The sequence below is a fragment of the Paenibacillus sp. FSL R10-2734 genome (genome assembly GCF_037963865.1).
In the GTDB taxonomy this organism is placed as follows: Bacteria; Bacillota; Bacilli; order Paenibacillales; family Paenibacillaceae; genus Paenibacillus_AQ.
This window is the reverse complement of the sequence record NZ_CP150170.1, coordinates 2,684,025-2,705,059: the sequence shown is the minus strand read 5'-3', so window position 1 is coordinate 2,705,059 and position 21,035 is coordinate 2,684,025. Positions and strand designations below refer to the sequence as shown.

At 42.4% G+C, this 21,035-nt stretch carries 14 protein-coding genes and 1 other annotated feature; all 14 genes read right to left on the bottom strand.

The window, feature by feature from the left end; genetic code table 11:
• Positions 1-17 precede the first annotated feature (17 nt).
• Complete coding sequence (locus NSS67_RS11665; protein ID WP_339319685.1) at positions 18-767, bottom strand: metal ABC transporter ATP-binding protein; 750 nt, start codon at positions 765-767, stop codon at positions 18-20.
• A gap of 34 nt (positions 768-801) precedes the next feature.
• Positions 802-1,791, bottom strand: a complete 990-nt coding sequence (locus tag NSS67_RS11660) for a zinc ABC transporter substrate-binding protein (protein ID WP_339319684.1) — start codon at positions 1,789-1,791, stop codon at positions 802-804.
• Positions 1,792-2,007: 216 nt separating this feature from the next.
• Positions 2,008-4,020 (bottom strand): methionine--tRNA ligase, encoded by a 2,013-nt coding sequence (metG, locus tag NSS67_RS11655; RefSeq protein WP_339319683.1) that lies wholly within the window; start codon positions 4,018-4,020, stop codon positions 2,008-2,010.
• 49 nt (positions 4,021-4,069) lie between these two features.
• Positions 4,070-4,330: a binding site (T-box leader), on the bottom strand.
• 40 nt (positions 4,331-4,370) lie between these two features.
• Positions 4,371-4,634 carry a membrane protein insertion efficiency factor YidD gene (gene yidD, locus NSS67_RS11650; RefSeq protein WP_339319682.1) on the bottom strand — a complete coding sequence of 88 codons (264 nt, stop codon included), beginning with the start codon at positions 4,632-4,634 and terminating at the stop codon, positions 4,371-4,373.
• Positions 4,635-4,636: 2 nt separating this feature from the next.
• Positions 4,637-5,098 carry a transcriptional repressor gene (locus NSS67_RS11645; RefSeq protein WP_339319681.1) on the bottom strand — a complete coding sequence of 154 codons (462 nt, stop codon included), beginning with the start codon at positions 5,096-5,098 and terminating at the stop codon, positions 4,637-4,639.
• 224 nt (positions 5,099-5,322) lie between these two features.
• A complete protein-coding gene (locus NSS67_RS11640; RefSeq protein ID WP_339319680.1) occupies positions 5,323-7,563 on the bottom strand; it encodes a stalk domain-containing protein in 2,241 nt (746 codons plus the stop codon).
• Positions 7,564-8,325: 762 nt separating this feature from the next.
• The gene (locus tag NSS67_RS11635; RefSeq protein ID WP_339319679.1) at positions 8,326-9,117 is read right to left on the bottom strand and encodes a response regulator; all 792 of its coding nucleotides are present in this window, start codon (positions 9,115-9,117) and stop codon (positions 8,326-8,328) included.
• Positions 9,092-10,948, bottom strand: a complete 1,857-nt coding sequence (locus tag NSS67_RS11630) for a sensor histidine kinase (RefSeq protein ID WP_339319678.1) — start codon at positions 10,946-10,948, stop codon at positions 9,092-9,094. The genes NSS67_RS11635 and NSS67_RS11630 overlap by 26 nt, the downstream gene beginning before the upstream one ends.
• A 29-nt stretch (positions 10,949-10,977) precedes the next feature.
• Positions 10,978-11,808, bottom strand: coding sequence for a carbohydrate ABC transporter permease (locus tag NSS67_RS11625; RefSeq protein WP_339319677.1), 831 nt, complete (start codon positions 11,806-11,808; stop codon positions 10,978-10,980).
• Complete coding sequence (locus NSS67_RS11620) at positions 11,808-12,692, bottom strand: sugar ABC transporter permease (RefSeq protein ID WP_339319676.1); 885 nt, start codon at positions 12,690-12,692, stop codon at positions 11,808-11,810. Before NSS67_RS11620 ends, NSS67_RS11625 begins: the two co-directional genes overlap by 1 nt.
• A gap of 127 nt (positions 12,693-12,819) precedes the next feature.
• Positions 12,820-14,229: an extracellular solute-binding protein gene (locus tag NSS67_RS11615; protein WP_339319675.1), complete on the bottom strand. Its 1,410-nt coding sequence runs from the start codon at positions 14,227-14,229 to the stop codon at positions 12,820-12,822.
• Between the two features lie 425 nt (positions 14,230-14,654).
• Positions 14,655-15,392 carry a pyruvate formate-lyase-activating protein gene (gene pflA, locus NSS67_RS11610; protein WP_339319674.1) on the bottom strand — a complete coding sequence of 246 codons (738 nt, stop codon included), beginning with the start codon at positions 15,390-15,392 and terminating at the stop codon, positions 14,655-14,657.
• Positions 15,393-15,581: 189 nt separating this feature from the next.
• Positions 15,582-17,843, bottom strand: coding sequence for a formate C-acetyltransferase (gene pflB, locus NSS67_RS11605; RefSeq protein WP_339319673.1), 2,262 nt, complete (start codon positions 17,841-17,843; stop codon positions 15,582-15,584).
• Between the two features lie 252 nt (positions 17,844-18,095).
• Complete coding sequence (gene adhE / locus NSS67_RS11600; protein WP_339319672.1) at positions 18,096-20,717, bottom strand: bifunctional acetaldehyde-CoA/alcohol dehydrogenase; 2,622 nt, start codon at positions 20,715-20,717, stop codon at positions 18,096-18,098.
• Between the last annotated feature and the right edge of the window lie 318 nt (positions 20,718-21,035).

Below are 21,035 nucleotides of genomic sequence, written 5' to 3'. Positions count from 1 at the left end.
TAGAGTTTGACCAAGACCTAAGAGAGCGTGTGCTGCAGGTTCTCTTCCGTACAATTCTGCAAATCATGAGAATGTCGGGAGAAAAAGTTAATCTTACCGTTCGTTTGCACAGGTTCATTACCTAAGTAATTCTTAATCATGTCGATATCATGCGACACCATCAGGAATGTCATATGATGATGGGCATGCATATGTGTAATTAACTCAAAGAATCCTGCTTGTGATTCAGCATCAATACCGACCGTAGGCTCATCCAAAATCAGCAAATCTGGATGGTTAATCAGCGCACGCGCGAGAAATACACGCTGCTGCTGTCCACCTGACAGCTGACCTACTCTTTTCTCCGCAATATCCTGTATCCGCATCACTTCCAGCGCATCTTCACACTGACCATGCTGTGCCTTGGATACTCTCCGAATAAGGTTCTTGTTGTTGTACAAACCAGACAACACTACTTCACGGACAGTTGCTGGGAATAACGGGTTGAAGGCGTTCTTTTGCGGAACATAACCAATCCGTTCCCAGTCTTTAAACTTGCGGACAGGTGTTCCAAATAATTTGATTTCACCACTACTTGCCGGAAGCAAACCGACGATCATCTTCATCAGGGTTGTTTTGCCAGCACCATTAGAACCAATGATACCTAGGAAGTCTCGTTCTCTTACACTATAGTTTAGATTCGAGATCACCTTCTGTTCGCCATATGAAAAAGAAAGATCCTGTATATCGATGATATGCTGATGGCAGTCCAAGGATACCGATTGCAAGCTTAAGCACCGCCTTTTCCTTATACTTTCCTTATTATTGTAAAGCCATAATCAGATTTTGCAAATTTTTCTCCATCAGAGTGAAGTAGTTATCGCCATTCCTTTCTTGCTCCGCAGTAAGACCCTCTACCGGATTAAGAACCATAGTGGACACACCGGCTTCAGCGGCTAACGTCTTTGCCAGTTTATCGGAGACAAGCTCTTCAAAAAAGATATACTTGATGCCTTCATCTTTGACCAACTTCGCTAGGTTCACTAAATCCTGTCCTCTTGGCTCTGCGTCAGGTGATAATCCCATAATCGCATGCTGTTCAAGACCATAATCACGAGCAAGGTATGAGAATGCTTGGTGTGAAACTACGATTTCGTGATTAGGCAGCTTTGTAAGCTCCTGTTCAAATTTACTATCCAAAGCCTCTAAACGTTCAGCAAGCTTATTGTAACGCTCTTCATAACCATCTTTATGCTCCGGGTCCACGGACTGAAGGCTTTCTTTGATATTGCGGGCCATGATGATCGCTGATTTCGGGCTTACCCATGTATGTGGGTCTGTATGAAGGCTGTCCCCAGAAGAATGGTTAGCATGATCAGCATCTTCCTCATGATGATCCTCTTCACTGCTTCCCCCGTGATCATGCCCGTCATCTTCATCGGTCATTATTAAATCGACACCTTTACTTACTTCAACGGCTTCCACCTTACTGCTACTATCAAGTCCCTTTAGAAAATTAGGAACCCAACCTTCAAGTCCTGCTCCATTGTACAGGAACAATTGTGCTTTAGAGGTGTTGACAATGTCCTGACTACGTGGTGTCCAATCATGCGGCTCTACACCTACTGGAAGCAGGTTAATAGCATTTATATCGTCTCCACCAATTTCCTTAGTAAACTCATAAATGGGATAAAAAGTAGTCACCACATTTACTTTCCCTTCAACTATACTTCCACTGCTCTTAGGTCCACATGCAGTAAGTGTAAATACCAGTATTAGTGCAAGTGTGAGCAAACTTATTCGTGACTTCATGGCAACCATTAAATTGATCTCCCTCTCAAATCGTAATCTTTACTATTAGAAGTATAATAGTAATCATTACGATAAGTCAACAATAAATCCTGGTAAGATGACTCAGAACCTTTTCCCTGCGTATACTTTGAAAAAAGGAATGTTCCCCAGCCTATCCGGCTGAAGGAGCATTCCCTTTCATTTAACACATTTTCTTATATTTCTAAATAACAAGTCTTACTTCACAATAGCTCCATTTGGCATGCTGTCTGGTACCGTGGCAATGGTTAGCTGATCACCTTTAGAAGCCGCTAGAATCATCCCTTGTGACAGCTCCCCACGCAGCTTCACTGGCTTCAGGTTCACAATACAAATCACTTTGCGTCCCACCAGCTCTTCAGGTGTATAAAACTTCGCGATACCAGAAACGACTTGACGCTGCTCATAACCTAGATCTAGTTGCAGCTTCAGCAGCTTGTCGGCTTTCTTTACGGGCTCACATGCAATGACCTGAGCTACGCGAAGCTCAGCTTTGGCGAAATCGTCGATGCCGATTTCTTCTTTATGCTCTTCCTCAGGCTCTGATACCTCAGGAGCAGCAGGTGCTGCTTCGGCCGCTTCAGCAGCCGGCTTACCAGCGCCCATCGCTTCTGCGATATAAGCAACCTCTTGCTCTACATCCAGACGTGGGAAGATTGGATTGCCTTTCACCAGCTTTGTTCCTGCCGGAATCAGACCGAAAGTCTTACCGCTGTCCCAAGTTGTCAGCTCACCTGGTGCGATTCCAAGCTGTTCCCAAATCTTCGCTGGCGTTTGCGTCAAGAACGGTTGTAGCAGAATGGAAGCCGTACGAAGACCTTCTACGAGATGTCTCATCACTGAAGCCAACTCGGCTGTTCTGCTCTCATCCTTAGCAAGCACCCATGGCTGTGTCTCATCTATATATTTATTGGTGCGGCTGATTAAGGTCCCAATAGCTGTCAGTGCTACGGAGAACTCCATTTTTTCCATCGCTTCTTCTACTTTGGCATAAGTGTTCTCTGCCGCAGCTTGAAGCTCACCATCAAATGCTGTTACATTTCCTTCATACGCCGGAAGCTCTCCACCGAAATACTTCTCCACCATCGCGCCTGTACGGTTCAACAGGTTACCAAGGTCGTTAGCAAGATCATAGTTGACCCGATCGACAAAGCTTTCAGGTGTGAACGTGCCATCCGAACCAAACGGCACTTCCCGTAGCAAGTAATAACGTAGTGCATCCAGACCGTAACGATCAATCAATGTAACAGGATCTACTACGTTACCTTTGGATTTCGACATTTTGCCATCCTTCATGAGCAGCCAGCCATGTGCAAACACCTTTTTCGGAAGAGGCTCACCCAGCGCCATCAGAATGATCGGCCAGTAAATGGTATGGAAACGGACGATTTCTTTGCCGACAATGTGTACATCTGCAGGCCAGAAGTTGTCGTACAGACTCCGATCCTCAGAACCGTAACCCAGAGCAGTAATGTAGTTCGTCAACGCATCAATCCATACGTACACTACATGCTTTTCGTCACCTTTAACTTTAACACCCCAATCGAAAGTCGTACGGGAAACCGCAAGATCCTCCAGACCCGGCTTAATAAAGTTATTAATCATTTCGTTCTTACGGGATTCCGGCAAAATAAACTCCGGATTCTCCTCATAAAATTGTAGCAATCGATCTGCATATTTACTCATCCGGAAGAAATAGCTTGCTTCCTTCACCAGTTCAACGGGATGACCGCTATCAGGGCTTTTTGCACCAATGATTACGCCATTGTCATCTCGCACGATATCAACCAATTGCGTTTCTGTATAAAAGGTTTCATCCGGAATACTATACCAGCCTTCGTATTCGCCTTTATAGATATCGCCTTGCTTGAGCAGTCGATCAAAAATATCCTGAACAACCTTTTTATGACGTTCTTCCGTAGTACGGATAAAGTCGTCATTGGAGATGTCTAGCTTGCGCCAAAGTTCCTTAATGCCAACAACGATGTCATCTACGAACTGCTGAGGGGTTTTACCTGCTTCCTCTGCCTTCCGTTCAATCTTTTGACCATGCTCATCAGTACCTGTAAGATACCTTACATCATAGCCGCGTAGACGTTTGTAGCGGGCCATTGCATCTCCAGCTACGGTAGAATACGCATGTCCGATATGCAGCTTATCACTCGGATAGTAGATAGGTGTAGTTAAGTAAAAAGTTTTCTTCTCGCTCATTGATTAATCATCCTTTCTTTCATAAAAAGACAAAAAACTCCCGCCCCTATAATGGGGCGAGAGTATAACTCACGCGATACCACCCAAATTTCCTGTCTCTTCACAGAGAACAGGCTTCGCCAGTTCCCATCTGGGAACTGTCCATTAACGCTGGAACACGCCGTTATCTTACGTGAACCTCAATTACAGTTCCCGCTCGAACACAGTTCCTCCCGGACCATATTCAATCTAACGCTCCATACCGGCTTTCAGCTAACTCCGGCTCTCTGTAATGGACGTACCGATTTACTTATCCGTTCCTCGGAATTCATACTATTACCTGTGAATATACCCAATGGTAGGGCCTCGTGTCAAGTCGCACGAGCGGAATCCTTCTTCGAAGGGTGTTCTTCTAGAGGCGGAACCGGATCAAGTCCCCCTGGATGGAAGGGATGGCATCTAGCAATCCGCTTGGCAGCAAGCCATGAGCCCTTAAGTGGCCCATGGACTTCAATGGCCTCCAGTGCATAGGCAGAGCAGGTTGGATAGAAGCGACAGGTTGCAGGCTTAATCGGGGAAATGTACTTGCGGTACACCCGAATTGGTGCCTGAATCGTTCTACGTAGGGTCGCCATTGCTAGACCCCTTTTTTGTTATCTGCCGCTGCGACTAGTTCTTCTTCCCGGTTCTCTTCACATTCTTTGCAATAACCGAACACCTCAAATTTATGCTTGACTACCCGGAATTGATCAGGTGTATCCGTTAAATTCATCGGGCAAAAATTAATCGGGTAGGTTTTCTGGCATTGAAGGCAGATCATATGATGATGGTGATCCTGATGATTACAGCTTCCCTTGAATTTCACTCCGTCTTCAAAGACGATTTGTTCAAGTACACCAAGCTCTTCCATTACACGCAGATTGCGGTACACGGTATCAAAGCTAAGTCCGCTATACTTGCGGCCCATATACTCATAGACATCCTTCGCTGACAAGTATCCCTTATTCTCGCCGAATAACTTGGCAAGCGTTTTGCGTTGGTCGGTGATTCGCAGTCCTTGCCCCGACATGACTTCTAATATTTGTTCTGTCGACAGCATACGCTCATCTCCCATAACATTTCAGTTCATTTCTATTTCACTCTCTTAATAATGCCCCAAAATAAATGCCCCGTCAATGAAGCAACCGTGCGTTTGAGTGTTCATCTGAGTAAATTATGCAATTAAAATACAAAAGTCCGGCTGTGTATTCCTTTGCGGAATATTCAGCCGGACTATTAATTCAGGTGATTCCCAATTAGTGCTTAAGGAATGTACCTATTCTATTATTTCTTCGCTGGTAGCGGTGTAACCAAGAAATTCACCGGTAAGTTACTACCAGAAGCTGCATTAAACAAAATTTCTACTGCACCGCCATAATCGCCAGTACGATAAATCACACTGTTCATGTCAGCACTTGAAAGACTTCCCGATGTTGGCATGTGTACGATTTGACCGTTAACCATGACAGGCCCCATATAATTACCGCCACGTGGATTAAACGTAATCAAGGAATTAGGTGCAACATTTTCGAATTTGATTTTGTATAACACACCGAAATTACCGGCATTGGATGCTTCAGTACCATTCATTGGGTCGACACCGATCAAATTCAAATCACTCGAATTGTCACCAATTAGAAGTCTTACAGGACTTTTTCCTACTTCATCGGTAACCGTCATGATGCGTGTAGAATCAGCATAAGTTCCTCGGTTATGCACCCCATCACGATCCAAGATCGGAAGTGTAGGAAGTGTAGTCAGTGGATCTTTATTCGCATCGATCATCATGACATTATATTCAATAGGATAATCACTAAATAAGTCCGCTTGAAGTGACACAATTTCGCCTGGTTTCATCGCAATTTTGTTTAGTTCTGTAAGAATCGAGACGCTTTCCCCTGGTTGTAGGACTGTTGTCTTATAATCTTTTCTGGTCTGCATAGATTCCCAGTACCTCTGCACAGACATTTTGCCAGTACCTTCAGGATAAGAGTTTGGACCTCCAAATCCTACATACTCAGTTGTAATTGTCGTAGGGTACAGATTGTTATTCTTAGCAATCACATACACCTTCGTTTTAATATTCATATTATTCTTGTGGTGAACCAAGAAGCGAGTTCCGCCGAATGATGTTTCTTTGTAAGTAATCCCTTCCGTATTCACTGTTTCTGGACTGTTACTGCGGATAAGGGTGTACGGCTCGGAAGAAAGATTATAGGCTACCTTCTGCCAAGTTGGAACCATCGATCCATCGATGTTAAATACACTACCCGGAGAAGCAAATAATCTGTAGAAATCTTCTTTACTGTACAAGACTTCATCCGAAATATTAATGGTCTTCTCAAAAGTGCTGATTGCGCCATGAGAATCTTCTACTTTAATGGCAACTGTTGCTGGACCTGGAGTGAAGAAAGCTTCTGCTTTATTCGTCCAAGTCACTTTAATTTGATCACCGTCTGGGTCGCTGCTCAGGTCCGAATAAGTGATCATTTCACCCATCTTGTAGGAATCCTTGTCAGTCGTGAAATTAGCGACTGGCGGTGTATTAGGTTTAAGTACATTGATGGTCACGGAGTAAGGATCGCTCCACTGTCCATTCGCATCCATAACAGAATAGGATACTACATAAACCCCTGGTGTATCATAGACATCCTGCTTATTTCCATCCCAACGTTCATCGACAATGGCTGAACCATTTGGTGAAGAGCTGGAAGTCACGAAATTCACAGGTTCACCAGCATAAATTTCAGTTGGCACTGTAAAAGAAGCTTTAGGCTTCGTGTTTAGTGTAAGAATCACTCGTTTTTGCACATTATCAACGGTATAAGGAATGCCTAACGCCCCAGTGATGGACGTCAAAGGAACCATAAATGTACCTTTGAATTGGTAAGCTGGACCTTTCATCGTTACATTTTTACCATTAACGGAATAGATCTTACTGTCCGTCTTAAAGCGCATTACGTCGCTTCCTTTGGTAACAATGGTCTCTTTCGTTTTATAATCGTAAATGTATTTCACACCTACGCGTTCTACCATAGCTCGGATCGAAACGTATGAGACACCATTCTTCACAGCCATAGGTTGATTAGCCAAATATTCAACGCCGTTTTGGTACATTTTGTTGCTGTTCATCATAAGTACAAGCTGATTACTAGCTGCTGCACGAACACCATCTGTTGGTGTAGGCTGTGTAGTGGCTTCAGGTGTAGCAGTAGGGATCGGTGTAGCCGTTGGTTCCGTTGTTGAAACAGGTTCGGTTGTTGTCGTAGGCTCAGTTGTTCCTCCAGTAATTGGAGTTGGGGTTGGAGTTGGTGTAGGTGATACTACTCCCCCTGGTACCTCAGTTTGTAATGGTGGCAATGGGTCAGTAGCTTCTGGCATTACATCCGTCACAGATGTAGCAGCTGCACCTACTGCATTGGTATTACTGGAGGTATTATTGACAGCTTCGGCAAAAGCCGGCACTGCCGAGGCGGCCTGAGATATGGCCAAAACAGCAACTAACGTTAATTTCTTTAAATCCATGATATGACTCCTCTGCTCCTATTTGTAAATATAAGTAGGTCTCTGTCTTTTTCATACTCCTCTTATATTCCCCGCAAAAACGCAACCGCCCTCAGCAGAGCGGAAGAATTGCTTTTTGCCACGTTCGTTATAACAAAACATAGTATTAGACGCATACGACGGCAAAAAGTTTCATTTTTAAGTAAAGAAAGATTAACTCCGTATTAAAAAAAGCAACATCAACCTCTTGTCTCCCCTCTTTTACTGATCCGCTATACCTTTAGATTTGCTAAGAATTTCAGTAGAAAATCTATAGTGAATTGACCGAGCCCATGTAAAAAAACATCCAAATATTAGAAACGCTGAGAAAGATCATAAAAAAGAGATAATTATCTTTAAGAATTAAGATAATCATCTCTTCTATTTAGAATCTGTTAATTAATTCCAATCACAATCTATATTACTATGTATTTCCATCACTGTCGCAGGCTGGTCGATATGCCTTTGTACTTTATCACAGCCACAGGCTGGTCGATAATACCTCATTTTCCCAAGGAGTCCCCACATCCATAGAGAGTGGGACGACTCCTTACCCACAACAAAGTGTGGTGAGGGAGAAGGAACGGAGAGGAAGTTTGGAACTGTAGGAGCGTAGCGTTCGCCTTTATCCTCGGATTTCAACCGCAAGCAGCGGTTTCTAATCAAGAAATCTGAGGATAACAGCGACCGGAAGTCCAAACATTCCGCGCAGTGACGCTTAACCTCACCACACAGACGCCAGCCTTACTGTGCCTCGGCCCGGCATCGGTCGCGATACTCCTTAGGAGACATTCCTGTCTGCTTCTGAAATACCTTCGTGAAATAACGTCGTTCCTGATAACCCACTCCGGAACCAATCACCGTAATACTCTTATCGCTATTAGTAAGCATAAACTTGGCAGCTTCAATTCGCTGTAATGTTACGTATTCCACGAAGGTCATTGCAAAATGATTCTTAAACAAGAGACAGAAGTAGCTACCGCTAATGCTGATCTTATTCGCCACTTCCTCAATCCCGATATCTGAGTGAAGATGTTCAGTGATGTATTGGGCGGCTAAATTCATTAGCTGATCCGGTGTTTTTTTAACAGAATCATTATCTGCTTCAGGGATCTCCTGAAATAACGGTATGCTGTTATACAGTTTATTTTTAAACTGTTTACTACGGATATTAGCTCCAATCTCCCGCACTTTATTGCCGAGTTCTTCATAATGAATCGGCTTACAAATGTACTCTTTGACCCCTAACCGGATCGCTTCCCGTGCGTAGTCAAACTCCTGATACCCGGTAAGCAGCAGTACCTCACTATCCAATCCCAATTCCCGCAGTTTTCCTATAAAAGTTAACCCATCCATCACTGGCATGCGAATGTCACTTAACACAAGATCGGGCTGTTCCTCTTCAGCAATGCGCAAGGCGTCCATACCGCTTCGCGCCATACCGACGACCTCCATCCCCATCTCCTGCCATGGCAACACTCTGTTTAGATTATTTAGAATTGGGGCTTCGTCATCTACCAATAATACTTTTAGCATAATGATCTTCCCCCTGCTCGTATTTAGGTATGACACATTGAATAATAGTACCATAGCCTGGACTGGAACAGATAAATATTCCGTACCTGTCACCGTATTCAATGCGGATGCGATCCGCTACACTGCGAATGCCAAGACCTCTACGTTCAAGATTCATCCGATTTTCCCGTTCAACCTTAACCTCTTGCTCCACAGGATCATTTACAATATATTGGAAAATGGACAACTGAGACGGTGTAATACCAATACCGTTGTCTTCAATCCGTAAAATTAAGTCCCCTTGCTTCTCCCAAACTTTCACTGAAACTTGACCTTTATAATCAATACCTTCAAATCCATGCTGAATGCTATTCTCTACCAGCGGTTGCAAAGTAAGCTTTAGAATGCCGCAACGCATCAATTCTTGTGGGATATCAATATCATATTCAAATAAATCCTCAAACCTGAATTTTTGAATATCCAAATAATTACGCAGATGTTTGATTTCTTCATCCAGTGTAATTTCTTCCCTATCCTGAATGCTGATACGTAAAATACTAGCCAGTCTGTAAACCATCTCACTAACTTTTTTGCCTTCATTCTGTATGGCCAGAACATTAATCGACTCTAACGTATTGAATAAAAAATGGGGTTTAATCTGCGCCTGTAGAACACGCATCTCCGCTTGATTCTTGCGACGCTGTTCCACATGGATTCTGTTAAACAACCTATTAATTTTATCCATAAGATCATTAAAGCCTTTAGCGAGAAGCGTTAACTCATCATTCCCCTTTACTTCTACCCGCGTAGTCAGATCTCCATCCTCAACACGTCGCATAAAACGAACAATGACGGCTATTGCTCCAGTAATCCGGTTCATAAAGAATAAATTGAAGATCACAGCTGCCAAAAAGCAAAGGAAGATCACCCCGACAAACCATCGTGCAAATACTGTAACTTCACGAGACAAAGTGTTCCATGAAGTTACAGACACTAGACTCCAAGGATAATCCTTCAAATGATACATGGAGAGGATACTTTTCTCCCCGTTATAATCCGTTTTGAAACTCTGAAACCCTTTTTTAAAGGTAATCTCTTTATTCGCGAATGACTGAATATCCTGTCCATCCAGCTTTTGATCTGGGTCGAATAGAATCATTCCTTTATCATTTACAAGCATAAACGAAACATCCTGATTGCTATCCCCAATTTTTAAATTGCGAAATATTGATTCGAACTCCCAATTTTTGATCTGTACAACAAGGATACCTATGTTCTGAAAGAAGCTCAATTCCTTTACGAGTCGAATTTGTGTAAACACAGGTTCAGTTCCCGTAAGTTCGGGATACTCATGAGGAGCCAGCCATTTCGGCACGCCATTCAAATCCATTACTTCCTGGTACAAATCACTTTTTTTGAACGTATCATAGGGTAATGTTCGGAAATTTTCCTTATTAAAAAGCGACACGATTTCAGAGTTACCTCTACCGTTAAAATTGTACAAAAAAGCATAGCTGATCGATGGATGGTTAAACAACAGACTACGGAAATTGCGCTGGCTAGCATTCAAATTGAGTTGCTCAGCATCAGTCAAATCCTGATTATTAGGATCTTCTGCGCTAAGGGCCATATGAAAAACCGAGGTAGCAATTCCGTTGTCTGTAACGTTATCCATATCCTTTAATACATTTGAAATACTGTAGCTAATTGCTTTGAGTGAGTATTCCGACTGCTGGCTGTACTTCTTCTCAATAGAGTTATAAGTCACGAAAAACATAAGCATGCCTAGAATAAATAAGGGAATGATAATCAGGCCCAAAAATGCCGTAAATAATTTATAGCGCAAATTCATCGGCTGGTGCTCCTGACTGAGAAAAAAAGTTATCCTTTAACGCCGCCTGCTGTTACACCTTCAATAATTTTCTCCTGTAAAATCGCATAAATGACAATTACCGGAAGTACGCTGAAGACGATACCCGCTGACATTTGTGCATAGTTCATCTGGTATTGATCGCGGAATTGAACCATACCTACAGGGAGCGTACGAAGCTCGTCATTCGATAGGAAGTAGTTCGCCAGCAAGAATTCGTTCCAATTTCCCAGGAAATTAACAATGAATACAGTAACCATGGCAGGTACGGTTAGAGGTACAATAATTTTAGCAAAGATACCCGGTGCCTTCAACCCATCCATGACCGCCGCCTCTTCAATTTCTCTAGGCAACGAACGCATAAATGCAGCCAATATTATTATCGTAAATGGAATTGCATTCGCGATATAAGGGATGATCAACGCCCAGTGCGTGTTCAGAATCCCCATCTTACGTACAATCGTATAAATAGGAAGCATTAATGCGTTGTTTGGAATCAGCATTCCTACCATAACTATCGAGAACAAAATCATGTTCCATTTGCCTTGGCGCATGCGTGTAACTGCAAAGGCAAACATAGACGCTAGAATTATAGATACTACAGATGCCAATATGGAAATGTACAAGCTGTTAAAAAAGTAAGTGCTGATCTTGGCATTTACCCAAGCTTCAACATAGTTATTGAAGACAAACTCCTTTGGAATCCCAAAAGGGTTAAGCGCTATTGCATTGTTATCCTTTTTCACAGATGAGAATAACACGAACAGGAAAGGAAATAGAATAACTAGTAGATAGGACAAAAGTGCGACATGGGGCAGACTTTTTTTCAGGGCGCGTGGCATCAGTATTCAATCCTTTCTGTGCGTCGGGCTATCAGCAGCTGATAAATGGCTGTAACCACCAGTGTAAATACAAAGATCAGGACTGCAATGGCATTACCGTACCCGTACTTAAAGTTAGTGATAGCATATTTAATCATGTAAGTTGCCATTACATCGGTTGAACCAGCAGGTCCACCCTTAGTCATAACAATGACGATATCCGCCGCTTTCATTGCTCCAGCAATGGACAACATGATCACAACAGAGATGATCGGAACGATTAGCGGAAGCGTGATGCGTGTAGCACGTTGGAATCCAGTTGCACCATCAATGGCTGCAGCTTCGTCCAATTCGCCTGGGATCGACAGGATAGCTGCCAGTACCATTACAATATAGAATCCGGTCCACTGCCAAGCATTCGTGATCAGAATGGACACCATTGCGAATCTCTCATCCGACAGCCAGTAAATTGGATCAATACCAACTAAGCCAAGAACCTTATTTAAAAGTCCAATGTTGGGCTCATAAATGAAGCCCCATAGAATACCGATAACTGCTGTAGACATAATGGAAGGCATGAAGACTGCTGTCTTATATAAGCCTTTTAGCTTCTTTACATTTGATATCAATAATGAGAAGAATATGATTAACGGTACCTGTACAAAACAGGAGAAAAGAATGAAGAAGCCGTTATTTTTGACAGATATCCAGAATCGTTCATCTCCTAATGCCTTTTCAAAATTACTGATTCCGGCAGACTTGACTGTGTCAGATACACCATTCCAGCTAGTAAAGCTATAATAGATTGAACTAAAGATGGGATAGATGAAGAACATCGTGAACAAGATCAGTGCTGGAAGAATAAAAAGGAAAAATACCAATGGATTTCTTAGTGCTTTATTCATGACTACCTCCGGTTGCTTTGACATCTGGCGAACATTGAATGTTGTAGATCTTTGCAAACACATAAATTCATTAAGTTTAAAAATGTACCCTGGTTCTGGCACCAGGGTACATTCAATTTGCAGCTACTTATTCAACTGCTGCGTTTGCTTCTTCTTGTACCTTTTGTAGAACTTCGCCCATTTTCTCTGGAGTCGTCTGACCACCAATTAGCTTTTGAATTTGAATGTTACTGATTTCTGTAGTTACATCAGCTTGAACAAGAGAGTCAAATGCTGGGAACGAAGATTGTGAGTTATTAAGTACACCTACGATTTCGCTCATCAGATCATCAGTAATATTTTCATTCAGTACATTCTGGTCGATTTTCATTGCTGGCAATACGCCATCTTCAACAAGTCCACGTAATTGCATTTCTTCGTTAAACAAGTTCTTGATAAAAGACTTCACAGCAGCCAATTGACGTGGATCTTTTTCAGCAGAAGCAGAGAAGCCGTAGCCGTTGTTTACATCGCGCATCAATGCAGTTTGGTCGCCTACTCCACCATCAACTGGAGGAATATTGAAGAATCCAACTTTACCGATCAAACCTTCGCCGGATTGTCCAGTTTTAAATACGGAGGATTTCCAAGTACCATCATACAGCAGGATTGCTTCACTACTAGTGAATTGTGTTGTGTATTCAGCATACTCGAAACCAAGCTCGCCTTTTTTGAAGTATCCTTTGTCAACCCATTCTTTGTACTTCGCAAAGCCTTTTACAACGTTTGGATCAGTCCATTTAGCTTCGCCTGTTGCGAATTTAGCGGTTACATCTGGGCCTGCATAACGTGACCACAAGTGGTTAGCTAGCATAAGTGGTACCCAACCAGCCTTAGATGCACCAGCCAAAGGTACTTTTCCGTCAGCCTTGATGTCAGCCAATTGTTGTTCCAATTCAGCAAATGTTGTTGGAGCTTTCCAACCCTTGCTATTGTAGTATTCTTTGTTGTAGAAGAATCCTTCACCAGATCCACCGATCGGCAATCCGTAAATTTTTCCTTCATAAGTGAAAGGATCAAGATTTGAGAATTTATCCTTAATTCCAAGTTCCTCAAGGATTGGAGTCAGGTCAAGTAATTTACCTTCTTTAGCATAGATCTTAGAGTCAGGGCTACCAAACAGATCGAAGATCTCTGGTGGATTACCTGCAGCCATTTCACCACGCAATTTTTCTTTACGGTTTACATCTGAATCTACTCCATCAAGTTTAAAGGTTAGGCCCGGTACATCCCCTTCTACCTTTTTCACTACTTCTTGCAGAATAGCTAGACGTTTCTGTTTGTCTGCACCGATTTGAGTGTGACGAATCGTCATTTCGAACGGTTCGCTGCTTACCGGTTCTTCTGTAGCTGGAGCATTTGTAGCATCCGCTGCATTCGTCGCGGTAGCGTTTCCATCTCCTTTGTTAGAAGATGCATTATTGCTGCTTCCGCAACCTGCCAGTAAAGCTGATGATACAAAAATCAGGGACAATAGCAAAGTCATTCCTTTTTTCATTTCTTGTGACCCCCCATATAATGTTGTGCTTTACACTTCTTATTATAGAAAATAGACTCCATTCTCGTAAGGTTAAGATTCATCCACTATAGGGATAAAAATCTCTAATGAAAGCGGAATCAACTACACATCATGTTATGTAATATAACTTTATAATAGTAATAATTACAATTAATCGCTTATCATGTTATTTTAACGAACATAAATTTAGATAAAAATAATCACAATTGTAAATATTGATATAATATCTATCACTATGTAATTTTAATCTCCTTATTTATCAGCTGTAAATATATCATGTTTTAAACAGGATAAAGACAAAATTCCCCCTTTTTAAAGACGCCACACACGCCCTTTACATAACAAAAAGCCATTCCTTCAGAAGTACTTCACTGAGGAACGGCTTTACTTAATGTAGCTATCAATTATACCAGCGCTGTCTGCTTGCGACCTTCTTCAACCAGGCGGTATGCCCGCTGAACTTCTTCATCCGAAGGGGAAGGCACTCCTTCCAATTCATACGGCTTGCCGAGCATTTCCCATTTATAGATACCCATTTGATGATAAGGTAATATTTCGAACTTCTCAACGCCATTTAAGGTTCCAATAAAACGACCTAAATTAATAAGGTCCTCTTCACGATTATGAATGCCTGGAACGTAAACATGTCTAATCCACATCTTACGATTATGATCCGACAGCCAGCGTGCAAGCTTTAAGGTACGCTCATTAGATTTACCAGTTAACTTAATGTGTGCTTCATCATCAATATGCTTCAAGTCAAGCATAACCAAATCAGTAACATCCAATAAGTCAGTAATCTTGTCACCTTCGTTATAACCGTTGCTATCTAGTGTGGTGTGCAAATTCCAACGTTTCTTAACTTCCGTAAATAACTGTTTTACAAATTGTGCCTGCAAGGTTGGTTCTCCACCGGATACTGTCAATCCACCACCGGATGAACGATAGTAGTTTAAATATGGCTCGATCTCCGAAAGTACTTCTTCCAAACTCATTTCTTTGCCTTCATCTAAAGCCCAAGTATCAGGATTATGACAATATTGGCATTTCAGTAAGCAGCCCTGCATAAATAAGACAAAACGAATACCAGGTCCGTCAACGGTTCCAAAGGTTTCCAAGGAGTGTATGCGACCTTTAATCATAGGATGTCATCCTTTCGCCACGATAGACTAACAGTCCCTCTTTCACGAAGAAGCTCCCTGTCCTTGAGACTGTCATTTCCCTTAATCGCGGCCGTGAAATTTAAAATTTTAACAATTCTCAAACAAGATATTACCGCCCTTGAGACAAGGGCGGTATCTTCCTTGCAATTATTTCAATTTATAACTTAATTACATCGAACCATGGAACGTACGGTTAACTACATCCATTTGTTGTTCGCGAGTCAGCTTGATGAAATTAACAGCATAGCCGGATACGCGGATAGTCAATTGTGGATAGTTCTCTGGATGATCCATAGCGTCCAGCAGCTGTTCACGGTTAAATACGTTAACATTCAAATGCTGAGCGTTGTTATGGAAGTATCCGTCCATCATGTGTACCAGGTTAGACTTACAGGATTCATCGTCTTTACCCAGTGCCTTAGGTACGATGGAGAACGTATTGGAGATACCATCTTGTGCATCGGAGTAAGGCAGTTTGGCTACAGAGTTCAGTGAAGCCAGGGCACCTTTCTTGTCGCGTCCGTGCATTGGGTTAGCACCTGGTGCGAATGGTTCGCCTTTCTTACGTCCGTCAGGTGTTGTACCTGTCTTCTTACCGTACACTACATTCGAAGTAATGGTCAATACCGATTGAGTCGGAACAGCATCACGATATGTTTTGTGTTTACGAATCATAGACATGAATGTTTCAACCAATTCTACTGCGATGTTATCTACAGCATCATCATTGTTACCGTAGCAAGGGAATTCACCTTCGGTTTCGAAGTCAATTGCAATACCTTCTTCGTTACGAATTGGTTTAACCTTCGCGTATTTAATAGCACTCAGTGAGTCAGCTGCAACGGACAGACCAGCGATACCGCAAGCCATCGTACGCAGAATGTCGCGATCATGCAGTGCCATTTCAATACGTTCGTAAGAATATTTGTCATGCATATAGTGAATGATGTTCAAAGTGTTAACATAAGTCTTAGCTAACCACTCCATCATCGGTTTGAAGCGTTTCATTACTTCGTCATAATCTAGATATTCAGAAGTGATTGCTGGGAATTCCGGTCCAACTTGTGCTCCGGACTTTTCGTCTTTACCACCATTAATAGCATACAGCAAAGCTTTTGCCAGGTTGGCACGAGCGCCAAAGAACTGCATTTGTTTACCGATACGCATTGGAGATACGCAACAAGCAATAGCATAATCGTCACCCCAGTATGGACGCATTAGATCGTCATTTTCATACTGAATTGCACTAGTTTCGATAGAAACCTTAGCACAATATTTTTTAAAGCCTTCAGGCAATCTTTCGGACCACAGAACAGTTAAGTTTGGTTCCGGAGCTGGACCCAAGTTATACAGAGTGTTCAGGAACCGGAAGCTGTTCTTGGTAACACGAGTTGTTCCGTCTTCTGCCATACCACCAATGGATTCAGTTACCCAAGTAGGGTCACCGGAGAACAGATCGTTATAGTCCGGTGTCCGCAAGAATTTCACAATACGCAGTTTCATTACGAAATGGTCGACAATTTCTTGGACTTGCTCTTCAGTCAAAGTACCTTCTTCAATATCGCGTTCTGCATAGATGTCTAGGAAGGAAGATACACGTCCTAGGGACATCGCCGCACCATTTTGCTCTTTAACTGCTGCCAGATATCCGAAGTATACCCATTGAGTAGCTTCTTTAAAGTTGGTCGCTGGTTTGGAAATATCCATACCGTGAGCAGCTGCCATTTGTTTCAATTCGCCCAGTGCACGAATTTGCTCAGACAGCTCTTCACGCAAACGAATTACTTCTTCAGTCATGGAATCAACTTCAAGCTCAGTTAGTTGTTGTTTTTTGTCTTTAATCAGGAAATCAATACCGTATAGAGCGATGCGGCGGTAGTCGCCGATGATGCGTCCGCGGCCGTAAGCATCAGGAAGACCTGTGATAACGCCGGATTTACGCACTGCTCTCATATCTGGTGTATATGCATCAAATACGCCTTGGTTATGCGTTTTGCGAATGTTCGTGAACATGTCAACGATGTTTTGTGGAAGCTCGAAGCCATAAGCCTTCGTAGCATCAACCATCATCTTGATTCCGCCGAAAGGCTGAATGGAACGTCTGAAAGGGGCGTCAGTCTGCACGCCTACAATTTGTTCCTTGTCCTTATCAATGTAGCCTGGAGCATGTGAAGTGATTGTGGAGACAGTATCTAGGGAAACATCCCATACGCCGCCTCTTTCTCTTTCTTCTTTGCTCAGTTGAGAAATAATCTTCCACAATTCAGTTGTGTTACTAGTAGGTCCTACAAGGAATTCTTCGTTTCCTTCATAAGGTTTAATGTTACTAGCAATAAAGTTGTTAACGTCTACTTTCTTGGACCATTTACCTTTTGTGAAACTTCTCCAACCGGATTTCACTTCATTTACATCTTTTTCAATCACCGACATGCTAAATCCCTCCATCTATATTTATTATATTTGTAGAGATCGCGGGCTTGAAGGTTGATCCCGTGTCTCGTGATCCCAAAAAGATGTGGTTGTTCTAAAATTCACAATCAACATTTCATATGTGGGACCGTTGTTTATATAAACATTCTAGTTTATTTTCTATAAAAATACTGTGACAAATATCACCTTTCCAGTGATATTTGTCACTTTATTTATAATCCACAACTATCCTATTCTCTATTTAACCAATTATTAATTATCGAATCTTCCGTAGAATGCATTACGGTATACATCAGCTAGTTCAGATACCAATGGCAGCTTAGGATTGGCAGTTGTACATTGATCTTCAAATGCACGGTCAGCCAAGTAGTCTACACGGGATTCGAAATCCTTAGGATCAAAGCCCAGTTGTTGGAACGACTCTTCGATACCCAATTTTTTGTTCATATCGCGAATAGCATTGATCAGGCTAGTTACGCCTTCTTCAGTTGTGCGAGCTGGCAATCCCAGAATGCGGGCAATTTCAGCGTAACGCTCGTCAGCTATGAAGTGTGAATATTTAGGGAACGAAGCGAACTTCGTAGGTTTCTTAGCATTGTAGCGGATAACGTGTGGCATAAGGATCGCATTAGTACGACCATGTGCGGTGTGATACTGTCCGCCCCATTTATGAGCCAAACTGTGGTTAATACCCAAGAACGCATTCGCGAAAGCCATACCAGCCAATGTCGATGCATTGTGCATTTTCTCACGGGCAAGCTTGTCACCTTGTAGTGCAGATCTTTCCAGGTATTGGAACACCAGTTGGATTGCTTTGATAGCAAGACCATCCGTGTAGTCACTCGCCATAACAGATACATAAGCTTCGATAGCATGTGTCAATACGTCCATACCTGTATCAGCAACAGCCGTTTTTGGCAAGCTGTAAACAAACTCAGGATCGATGATAGCTACGTCTGGTGTCAGCTCATAGTCAGCCAAAGGATATTTAGTATGATTTTCTGTTGTTTTATCTGTAATAACTGCGAAAGATGTAACTTCCGAACCTGTACCCGAAGTTGTTGGAATCGCAACGAATTTCGCTTTATTTCCAAGTTTAGGGAATTTGTAAACCCGTTTACGGATATCCATGAATTTCTGTTTCAGACCGTTAAAGTCTGCATCTGGATGTTCATAGAATAACCACATTCCTTTTGCAGCATCCATCGGGGAACCACCACCAAGTGCGATGATGCAGTCCGGTTGGAATCTGTTCATCATTGCAGTACCTTTTTCAACAGTTGTTGTCGATGGATCTGGTTCTACTTCAGAGAACACTTCGATAGCCACTGGTGTTTGACGTTGACGCAGGTAATGTTCCAATCTTTCAACATATCCAAGTTTAACCATCATAGGGTCAGTGATAATTGCTACACGTGTGATATCAGGCATTTTGGCAAGGTACTGAGTTGCACCTTTTTCGAAGTAAATCTTGTCAGGTACTTTAAACCATTGCATATTCACGGTACGACGATTCACCCTTTTCACGTTGATCAAATTGATAGCTGTAACGTTTTGCGATACGGAGTTGCGACCATAAGATCCGCAGCCCAGAGTCAGCGAAGGGATATTGGTGTTATAGATATCGCCGATTGCGCCATGTGTTGAAGGCGAGTTGACGAGAATACGTCCTGTTTGCAGACGGTTAGAGAACTTCATGATCACTTCTTCGTTGTTGGAGTGAATAGCCGAGCTATGACCCATACCGCCAAATTCAACGATTTCAGCTGCGCGTTCGATACCTTGATCAGCATTCTTAACTTTGTAGCAAGCAAGAACCGGACTCAATTTTTCAGCAGACAGTGGGTATTTAGTGCCTACGCCTTCGAGTTCTGCTACGAGAATCTTTGTACCGGCAGGAACTTGAATGCCACACATTTCAGCAATTTTCACTGCGGATTGACCAACGATTGCTGGGTTAACCGCACATTTGTCAACGTTCATTGCACCGCTAGTCAGCTTGCCAGCTTCTTCTTTATTAACAAAGTAGCAGCCATTAGCGATCATTTTCTTCTTCACTTGGTCGAAGATTGGTTCTTCAATAATAATTGCTTGCTCGGAAGCACAGATCATACCATTATCGAATGTTTTAGAAAGAATGATATCCGTTACCGCTTGATCGATATCCGCACTCTTCTCGATGAAGGCAGGTACGTTACCAGGGCCTACGCCAAGAGCAGGTTTACCACAGCTATAAGCCGCTTTTACCATTGCAGATCCGCCAGTTGCCAAGATAAGTGCAACGTCTGGGTTGTTCATCAATGCGTTTGTCTTGTCCATTGTTGGCATTTCAATCCATTGGATACAGTTCTCAGGTGCGCCAGCTTTCACGGCAGCATCATGAAGAATTTTAGCAGCTGCAGCACTACACTCTTGCGCAGATGGGTGGAAACCGAATATAATAGGGTTCCGTGTCTTAATCGAAATCAACGCTTTAAACATCGTGGTGGATGTAGGGTTGGTTACTGGTGTGATACCCATAACGATTCCGACTGGTTCAGCAATTTTTTGGAAGTTCTCATATTCATTATCTTCAATAACGCCTACTGTTTTATCATATTTAATTCCGTGCCAGATATATTCTGTCGAGAAGATGTTCTTCGTAATTTTGTCTTCATATACACCGCGTCCTGTTTCTTCTACGGCCAATTTTGCTAGGTACATATGTTTGTCGAGTCCAGCCAACGCCATTGCATGAACGATTGTGTTAACTTGCTCTTGGTCTAGCGCCATAAATGCCTTATGCGCTTTTTTTGCTTTATCCACTAAACTCTGAATATACTCTTCAGCGGTAACTTGCTTAACTTGGGCGGCGACCTCGTTCTTAACTGCCATCTCCCTCGTCCTCCTGTCAATTTTTAGTTGTTTTTCTCTACACATTTATCTTAACACATCATTTCCACCTTGTATAGTGAAATCTTTCACAAAGTATAAAGTTTTTTTGATTTGTTTTCAAAGCGCTTTCATTCGATCATATTATAGATTTTTTACCTTATTTTATGCTAAAAAACCCTTAAAATCTTAAAATTATACTTTAATAAGCAAACTTCGCGGCCCATTTTCTTCCTTAATGCTGTGCACAGCACTCATAGTAGTTTGCCCTTCTGAACAGAAATTCACGGTTTTCCTACTTCAAAATAATTTCCAGTTAAT

Coding starts and splice junctions, on each gene's coding strand:
- NSS67_RS11660 (WP_339319684.1), bottom strand. CDS start 1,791: ATGAAGTCACGAATAAGTTTGCTCACACTTGCACTAATACTGGTATTT.
- metG (WP_339319683.1), bottom strand. CDS start 4,020: ATGAGCGAGAAGAAAACTTTTTACTTAACTACACCTATCTACTATCCG.
- yidD (WP_339319682.1), bottom strand. CDS start 4,634: ATGGCGACCCTACGTAGAACGATTCAGGCACCAATTCGGGTGTACCGC.
- NSS67_RS11645 (WP_339319681.1), bottom strand. CDS start 5,098: ATGCTGTCGACAGAACAAATATTAGAAGTCATGTCGGGGCAAGGACTG.
- NSS67_RS11640 (WP_339319680.1), bottom strand. CDS start 7,563: ATGGATTTAAAGAAATTAACGTTAGTTGCTGTTTTGGCCATATCTCAG.
- NSS67_RS11635 (WP_339319679.1), bottom strand. CDS start 9,117: ATGCTAAAAGTATTATTGGTAGATGACGAAGCCCCAATTCTAAATAAT.
- NSS67_RS11630 (WP_339319678.1), bottom strand. CDS start 10,948: ATGAATTTGCGCTATAAATTATTTACGGCATTTTTGGGCCTGATTATC.
- NSS67_RS11625 (WP_339319677.1), bottom strand. CDS start 11,808: ATGCCACGCGCCCTGAAAAAAAGTCTGCCCCATGTCGCACTTTTGTCC.
- NSS67_RS11620 (WP_339319676.1), bottom strand. CDS start 12,692: ATGAATAAAGCACTAAGAAATCCATTGGTATTTTTCCTTTTTATTCTT.
- NSS67_RS11615 (WP_339319675.1), bottom strand. CDS start 14,229: ATGAAAAAAGGAATGACTTTGCTATTGTCCCTGATTTTTGTATCATCA.
- pflA (WP_339319674.1), bottom strand. CDS start 15,392: ATGATTAAAGGTCGCATACACTCCTTGGAAACCTTTGGAACCGTTGAC.
- pflB (WP_339319673.1), bottom strand. CDS start 17,843: ATGTCGGTGATTGAAAAAGATGTAAATGAAGTGAAATCCGGTTGGAGA.
- adhE (WP_339319672.1), bottom strand. CDS start 20,717: ATGGCAGTTAAGAACGAGGTCGCCGCCCAAGTTAAGCAAGTTACCGCT.